Origin of the sequence: Haloferax sp. Q22 (genome assembly GCF_001482285.1) — an archaeon.
GTDB lineage: Archaea > Halobacteriota > Halobacteria > Halobacteriales > Haloferacaceae > Haloferax.
In genome coordinates this window covers 56,263-62,853 of the sequence record NZ_LOEP01000004.1, presented here as the reverse complement: position 1 = coordinate 62,853, position 6,591 = coordinate 56,263, and the positions used below count along the sequence as shown (strand labels likewise).

The following is a 6,591-nucleotide window of genomic DNA, read 5'->3' as shown; positions in this document are numbered from 1 at the left end:
TGGCGACGCCGAGCGCGTAGCCGACGGCCAGCGGGAGCGCCAGCGTCGCGGTCCGGGCGACCGAGGGACCGGCGACGAGCGACGCGACGACGCCGCCGAGGGCGACCGGTGCCATCGCGTACAGCGACCCGGTGACGACGCCGCTGGCGTTCGAGCGGCCGGCGAAGACGGCTCCGGCGGCGGCGAGGAGCGCGACGCCCGCGCCGGCGACGACGACGGGTCTGTCGCGGGCGAAGACGACGACGAGTGGGACGGTCGCCGAGGCGACGAGCGCGAACGCGAGTTCGGCGGTCGTCCGCGTGTCCGAGGGGTCGCGGTGGGCGACGAACGCGCGGAAGCTCCCGGCGGCGACCCACGCGAACGCGGCGAACAGCGCCGTCGAGAGAGGCGCGGCCCGACGGAGGTACGAGGCGATTGCCCGGCCCGTGTCGAGCGCCGACTGACCCAGTTGCGTGGCGAGGCGGACGGTCGTCTCGGGGTCGAGCGCGAGCGCGACCAGTCCGACGAAACCGGCGAGCGCGAGCGGCGACAGCGACGCGAGAAGGGCGCGGCGGCGCATACGAAGTGGACTCTCGGACACGGGGACGAATATGTTTCGCCGGGCGACGCGCGCCGGGAGTCGCGGCGCGTCTGCGCCGGCCGGCATAAACGGCCTTTTGTACGCGCACGCCCGACACGTCGATATGCACTGTCGGCGGTGTGGAAACCCGTTAGAGAAGCCGGGAGACTACTGTCTCACCTGCAACACCGCCAACTGCGACGCCGTCGTGGCCGTCTTCGAGGCCGACCGCGCGACGCTGACGTTCCTCGACGAGGAGGACGTGCTCGGCGAGACGACGGTCACGACGATTCCCGAGTCGGACGACGAGACGAAGGTCGTCCAACTCCGCAACTTCGCCGGCCTCGTCGCCGACGAGATTCGGCGCAAGCGCCCCGAGACCGTGTACGCCGCGGGCGAGCGCGGCCCGCTCCGCGAGACGCGCGCCCAACTCCACCACGAGTTCTACCGCGTCTCCGACGACAATCCGGTCCAGCGCGTCCTCGACACCCGCGGCGAGCGGACGCTGGAGGTCGTCGACATCCCGCCCGCCGAGAAGTTGGGCGGGAGCCACAGCACGCTCATCGGGGGGCGACGGGGCCGCCGAGCAATCGGCGTCGTCGCCGGCCACCCGCACGTCAAGAAGGTCATTCCCGGTCCCATCGACGCCGGGGGGACCGGGTCGCGGACGGGGCTCCGGGCGAAGGTCACCCGCGCCGACGACAACGGCAACGTCAGACTCCTCCTACGAGACGGGTCGAGCGTCCAAGAGAACCGAATCGTCACGACGGCGATGAACCGTGAGACGGGCGAGCGCGTCCGCGACGACCTGAACGAGGCGCTGCGAGAAGACGAGTTACAAGACACGTAGCGGCGGAAAACACGCCGAGTCGGAATCGGAATCGGAATCGGAATCGAATGGCTGACTCAGGCCGACTCGGCGGTCCCCTCCGAAACCGTCTCGATGTGAATCGGCTCGGCCTCGGCCGCTGCGTCTTCCCGTTGCGTTTCGTACCACGCGACCGTCTCGGCGATGGCGTCTCGCAGCGGCGTCGGTTCGACGGCGTCCCCGAACGTCTCGCGGAACTTCGCGTCGCGAACGACGTACGGTTCCTCGAAGGCGTAGCGCATCTCGGAGAGCTCCTTCAGCGGCGCACTCAGGTAGCCGCCGATGGTCAGCGCGAGCCCCGTCGCGGCGATGATGTGCGGAAAGCCCGGGTCGATGTCGGCGGCCTCGTAGACGAGGTCGACGAAGCGGCGCGTCGAGACCGTCTCGGAGTTCGGGACGTGCCAGACCTCGCCGAGGGCCTCGTCGCGCTCGCCGAGGAGGACGAGCGCCCGCGCGAAGTCGGGGACGTAGGTGTAGGTGTGGGCGAGTCGCGGGTCGCCGAACACCTTCGCGCGCTTGCCGGCGACGGCGGCTCCGAACACCTGCTCGCCGACGGCCGATTCGCGGACGCGCGGGCCGAAGAAGTCGCTGGCGCGGCCGATGGTGGCCTCGATGCGGCCCGCCTCGTGGGCGTCGAGGACGATGTCGGCGCACTCGGCTCTGGTCTGTCCCTTCGGGCCGGTGGCGGCGTACGGGAGGTCCTCGGTGAGGCGGACCTGCACCGGGCCGTACATGTAGAGGTTCTCGGCGACGACGAGGCGCGCGCCGGCGGCTTCGACGCCCGCGACGATGCCGCGGGTGAGGTCGGGGAACAGTTCGGGCCACTCGTCGTACGGCGGTTGCGCGCAGTGGTAGACGACATCCGCATCCGCGAGCGCCGCGACGGCGCGGTCGGGGTAGAGCACGTCGGCGAGGCGGCTCTCGACGCCCTCAGGGAGGAAGTCTGGTTCGTGGCGCGTCACCGCGGCCACGTCCGCCCCGCGTTCCCTGAGCTGTTCCATCACCGCGAGTCCGACCGGGCCGGCACCGACCACCACGTGTTGTGTCATGGCCTCCCGTACGCACGCCGGCGACAAAGCGGTGTCTAGGCCCGTCACATGCCGAGACGACTCGTAGGGTTTATCCATACCGGCGAGGTAGTTCGCGGTACTATGGCCGACAAGAAGGCTCGATCCGTCGGTAGTTCCGGGCGCTTCGGCGCGCGGTACGGCCGCGTCGCTCGACGCCGTGTCAAGGAAATCGAAGCAGAGATGCGCAACTCCAAAGTCGACGGCGACGACGTCACCCGCGTCGGAACCGGCATCTGGAAGAACGAAGAGACCGGTGAGGTCTTCACCGGCGGTACCTACCGCCCGCAGACCCCCGCAGGCAAGCAGGTCCGCCGCTCCATCCGCGCCGCGCTCACCGGCGAGGACGAATAACTCCCAAGTAGCCTCGACTCTTCACATCTCACAATGAGCTACAAGTGTTCCCGGTGCAAGCGCGATGTCGAACTGGACGAGTTCGGTGGCGTCCGCTGTCCGTACTGCGGGCACCGCGTCCTGCTGAAGGAGCGGTCCCCCAACGTCAAAGAAGTCGCCGTCGAGTAGCGTGCGTCCAGCGCACAGCGCTTCGCTCGAATTCGACTATTCTGACGAGCGACGCGCACGCGTCGTCGAGCGGAGCGTCGCCGTCGAGGAAGGCGAGATAGACGACGCCCGGTCCGGTGCCCGCGTCGGCCGCGAGGGGCGGACCGTCGTCGTCACCGTCGAGGCCGACGACCTCGTCGCGCTCCGCGCGGGCGTGAACTCGTGGATACGCCTCGTCGAGACCGCAGAGCGCGTCGCGGACGCCGGCGAGCCACTGTCCGGATCCGCGTAGGAGACCGCGGGTGTTTTAGGGCCGGCGTCCCGTCGGTTCGGGTATGCAGGGAAGTCTGCCGCCGGAAGCCCAAGAGAAGCTCGAAGAACTGCAGAACCTTCAGGAGACCGCCCAGAACGTCTCCGAGCAGAAGCAGTCCTCCGAGACCGCGCTCAACGAAGCACAGACGGCGCTCACCACGCTCGAGGAAATCGACGCTGACTCCAAGATGTACCGCGAGGTCGGCGAACTCCTCATCGAGACCGACTACGAAGCGGCCAAGGACGACCTCGAAGAGAAGGTCGAGAGCCTCGAAGTGCGCGTCGAACAGCTCACGAAGCAGGAGACGCGCGTGCAGGAGAAGTTCGAGAGCCTGCAGGAAGAGCTCCAGCAGATGCTCCAGGGCGGCGCGGGCGGCGCGGGTCCGATGGGCCCCGGCGGCGCGTAAATGCCACAGCCGACGGACGAAGAAGTGGTCCAGACCGCCGCGGAAGCGGCTGAGGGCCTCATCTTCGCCCGCTTCAAGCAGTCTCGCGTCAAGGACTTCGACGTCACCGTGACGTTCGAAGACGGCGTCCTCGACGTTGACGTGTACGTCAACGCGCCCGACGATGCCGACGACGCGGAAGCCGTCGCCGAGGAGGCGGCGCTGACGGCGCAGGAGGCCGTGGACGAACTGTTCGCGGCCGCCGACGAAGAGTAAGGGACGTTCTCGCGGGCACCCCCCGCACTCGGTTTCTCCCGGTGAGCGGCGGCGCTGTACCGGTCGAAGGCGGGCCGAATGTGAGTGATTCGGGCGGTGATTTTTGGATTCCGCAAGTATCACTGCGCCTAGGGATTGTGCCATACGACACAATTAAACAGGACAGTGGTGTATGTTACCTCATGTCAATCAGAAGGACGCCAAGAGGGACGACCGCACTGGACCGGTTGCGAGAGCGATACAGCGAGGCCGACCTCACCTGTTCGAAGTGTGGCTTCACCGACAGCGACGGTGAGTGGTCCGCCAAGACAACCGGGTCGAGCGTGTTCTACCGGCGGGTCTGTCCGAGTTGCGGCGCTATCGAGACGCGAACGCTCTCGCTGAAGTAGTGCGACGGGAAGGTTGCTCGTCGCTCGAATCGAATCGTGAGTGGCGACGCCGGACCCGTCGGTAAACGGGGTGCGGGAGACGAGGGTGGTGCGGGCGACGTGTCGCCAGCGTCACCTACGGGAGGAAGAACACGAGCAGACTGACGGCCATCGCCGCGAGGATGAGCGCGAGCGCGAGCGCCCCGCCCATCGAGACGACGACGTTGGCGTGGCTGGCGAGCGTCTCGGTGCGGTCGTTGCCGAAAATCGTCACCTCGGCGCGCTCGGTCGCCATGCCGGCGACGACGGGTTCGGCGTCCGCGAGCGCCTCGTCGACGAGGCGGTCGATGGTCTCGTGGAGTTCGTCGGGGTCGATGGCCGCGCCGACCTGGTTTTCCGCCTCGACGGTGTTGACGATGTGCGTGTCGGTCGTCATCACCTCGGCGACGTCGGCTTTCGCGTTCGGCCCGGTCGTGAGTCCCTCGACGATGCGGTCGCGCAGCCCCGGTTCCATGTTGTTCCCGTCGATGAGGACGTACGCGGTCGTCTGGTCGCCGACGCTCGTCGCGGCCACGCGGATGCCCAGCGGCCCGATGCCCTCCCGGGGCGTCCAGTCGGTCGGGTCGAACGCCGTCCCCAGCGAGAGCGAGTCGTGCGACGACGCCGAGAGTTCCTCGCCCGCGAGTCCGGCGGCGGTAATCATGTCGAACGACCGCTTGCTCCCCGGGGTGACGTGGCCGAGGTCGGCCCCTTGGAGCCCGTTGTTGCAGTTGTGGGCGTCGACGAGGAGTACATCCCGCAGGCCCGTGGTTCGGGCCTCGGCGGACGCCGAGAGGCCGACCGCGTACTCCACGTCGTCGGCGAACTGCGGGGCGTACGTCGACACGAGGAGCGCGTCGTCGCCGAAGCGCTGGCCGAGCATCTTCGCGTCGCCGGACTGCACGCGAACGCTTTCTGTCACGTCCGGGCTGTACTCGATGCGCTCGTAGGCGTCGTCGGCCGCGTCGAGGACCACGTCGACCTCGCGCTCGGTCACGAGGTTGAAGTCGTGGCCGGCGGTCGCGTGTGGCGGGAACGCAAGGCCCTCGGCGCGTCGGGCGACGCGTTCGGGGAAGTTGCCGCCGCCGATTTCGCCCATCGGCCCGGGATGAATCATCGGCAGGACGAACCGGGCTTTCTCGGTGCCGTCCTCGCGCTCGAACGAGAGCACGGTGACGGGGACGATGGCCTCCTGGCCGAGCTGTTCGAAGAAGTCCTCCAGCTCGCGGGTCCCCTCGGCGATGTGGCCGATGAAGCCGCGGATGAAGTCGAGGACGGACACGCCGAGGCTCCGCCGCCACGGGCGGTCGACGATGCGGAGGAAGACGTAGACGCCGAGCGCGTACATCACGCAGGTGATAGCGAGGAGTTGGAAGTGACTCAGCGCGATGGCCGACAGCTCCGGCGGGGCCCGGTCGGGGCGGGCGAGATAGGGCATCAGATAGGCGTCGAGGATGGGGCCACCTACCTCGAAGAATCTGAGCGTCCCGCTGTAGACAAACAGGAGCACGGCGGACGTGAGCGTCTGGATGCTCGCCGGGACCGCCGCGATGAGCAGCGACGACCGTGAGACGGCCATCACGATGAGCAGGCGGAAGGCGAACACCGACGCGAGGGCGACCACGAGCGCGTCGAAGATGAACGTCTGGCCGAGGCCCGTGAAGACGGAGACGATGGCGGCTCCGGTGAGGAACGTGACGATAATCACCTCGCCGGCGAGTGCGAGGAGCGACGAGCGGTTGTGCGTCAGCTTCCCGCCGACGAACCGGTCGACGCCGGTGGTCCCGAACGCCGCGACGACAGTTGGAATCCCGATGAAGAAGATGCCTTCCCAAGCGTCTCTGCCGAGGAAGAAGATGCCCCGCCACGAGCCGGCGAGGTCCCCGGAGTCGAACGCCCCGATACCCGCCATCGCGGCGACGAGCAGGGCGAACCCGAGACTCGTGTACCAGCTGGGCGCGCGGAAGATGAACCGCGAGAGCCCAGCGAGGTCGCTCTGGGTGGAGGTCATTTCCCGAACAGACAGAACGGAGGCCGGTAAATGTCTCGGCTTGCTTCCGAGGAACGACCGTGAGAGACCGCGTCGTGTCGCCGGGATGCGATTTTCCGCCGCGGCGACGGAGAGAAAAAGGGGTGTCGCCGTGGCGAACGCGGTCGCGGTTGCGGTCGAAGGCGACCGACTGCTCGCAGTTGTCGAGTACCGCTCGTAGTCGTC

The 6,591-nt window shown here is 68.2% G+C and carries 11 protein-coding genes; 8 read left to right on the top strand and 3 right to left on the bottom strand.

The features are described from left to right. A partial coding sequence (locus AM590_RS00925) for a hypothetical protein (RefSeq protein WP_058825809.1) occupies positions 1–559 on the bottom strand: 559 nt, incomplete at its 3' end. Between the two features lie 124 nt (positions 560–683). Between AM590_RS00925 and AM590_RS00920 the strand changes: the two genes are divergently transcribed. Further along, positions 684–1,409 carry a DUF2103 domain-containing protein gene (locus tag AM590_RS00920; protein ID WP_058825808.1) on the top strand — a complete coding sequence of 242 codons (726 nt, stop codon included), beginning with the start codon at positions 684–686 and terminating at the stop codon, positions 1,407–1,409. A 56-nt stretch (positions 1,410–1,465) separates the two neighbouring features. Here AM590_RS00920 and AM590_RS00915 read toward each other — a convergent pair whose 3' ends face one another. Continuing rightward, positions 1,466–2,476, bottom strand: coding sequence for an NAD-dependent epimerase/dehydratase family protein (locus AM590_RS00915; RefSeq protein ID WP_058825806.1), 1,011 nt, complete (start codon positions 2,474–2,476; stop codon positions 1,466–1,468). Between the two features lie 102 nt (positions 2,477–2,578). Here AM590_RS00915 and AM590_RS00910 point away from each other — a divergent pair, with 102 nt between their 5' ends. The 6 genes from AM590_RS00910 to AM590_RS00885 all read left to right on the top strand — a co-directional run bounded on the left by AM590_RS00910 (position 2,579) and on the right by AM590_RS00885 (position 4,358). After that, on the top strand, positions 2,579–2,848 hold the full coding sequence (locus AM590_RS00910; RefSeq protein WP_004972948.1) for a hypothetical protein: 270 nt from the start codon (positions 2,579–2,581) through the stop codon (positions 2,846–2,848). Positions 2,849–2,881: 33 nt separating this feature from the next. Then, positions 2,882–3,016: a DNA-directed RNA polymerase subunit P gene (locus tag AM590_RS00905; protein WP_004044283.1), complete on the top strand. Its 135-nt coding sequence runs from the start codon at positions 2,882–2,884 to the stop codon at positions 3,014–3,016. 1 nt (position 3,017) lies between these two features. Further along, positions 3,018–3,287, top strand: a complete 270-nt coding sequence (locus AM590_RS00900; protein ID WP_058825805.1) for a KEOPS complex subunit Pcc1 — start codon at positions 3,018–3,020, stop codon at positions 3,285–3,287. A gap of 43 nt (positions 3,288–3,330) precedes the next feature. Continuing rightward, a complete protein-coding gene (locus tag AM590_RS00895; RefSeq protein ID WP_004972952.1) occupies positions 3,331–3,714 on the top strand; it encodes a prefoldin subunit beta in 384 nt (127 codons plus the stop codon). Further along, a complete protein-coding gene (locus tag AM590_RS00890; RefSeq protein WP_004972953.1) occupies positions 3,715–3,969 on the top strand; it encodes a DUF3194 domain-containing protein in 255 nt (84 codons plus the stop codon). Between the two features lie 182 nt (positions 3,970–4,151). After that, positions 4,152–4,358, top strand: coding sequence for an HVO_0649 family zinc finger protein (locus AM590_RS00885; RefSeq protein ID WP_049904953.1), 207 nt, complete (start codon positions 4,152–4,154; stop codon positions 4,356–4,358). 115 nt (positions 4,359–4,473) lie between these two features. Here AM590_RS00885 and AM590_RS00880 read toward each other — a convergent pair whose 3' ends face one another. Next, positions 4,474–6,387, bottom strand: coding sequence for a DUF2070 family protein (locus AM590_RS00880; protein ID WP_058825804.1), 1,914 nt, complete (start codon positions 6,385–6,387; stop codon positions 4,474–4,476). Here AM590_RS00880 and AM590_RS20290 point away from each other — a divergent pair. Continuing rightward, positions 6,377–6,586, top strand: a complete 210-nt coding sequence (locus AM590_RS20290; protein ID WP_157575399.1) for a hypothetical protein — start codon at positions 6,377–6,379, stop codon at positions 6,584–6,586. The genes AM590_RS00880 and AM590_RS20290 overlap by 11 nt on opposite strands. The last annotated feature ends 5 nt before the right edge of the window (positions 6,587–6,591 follow it).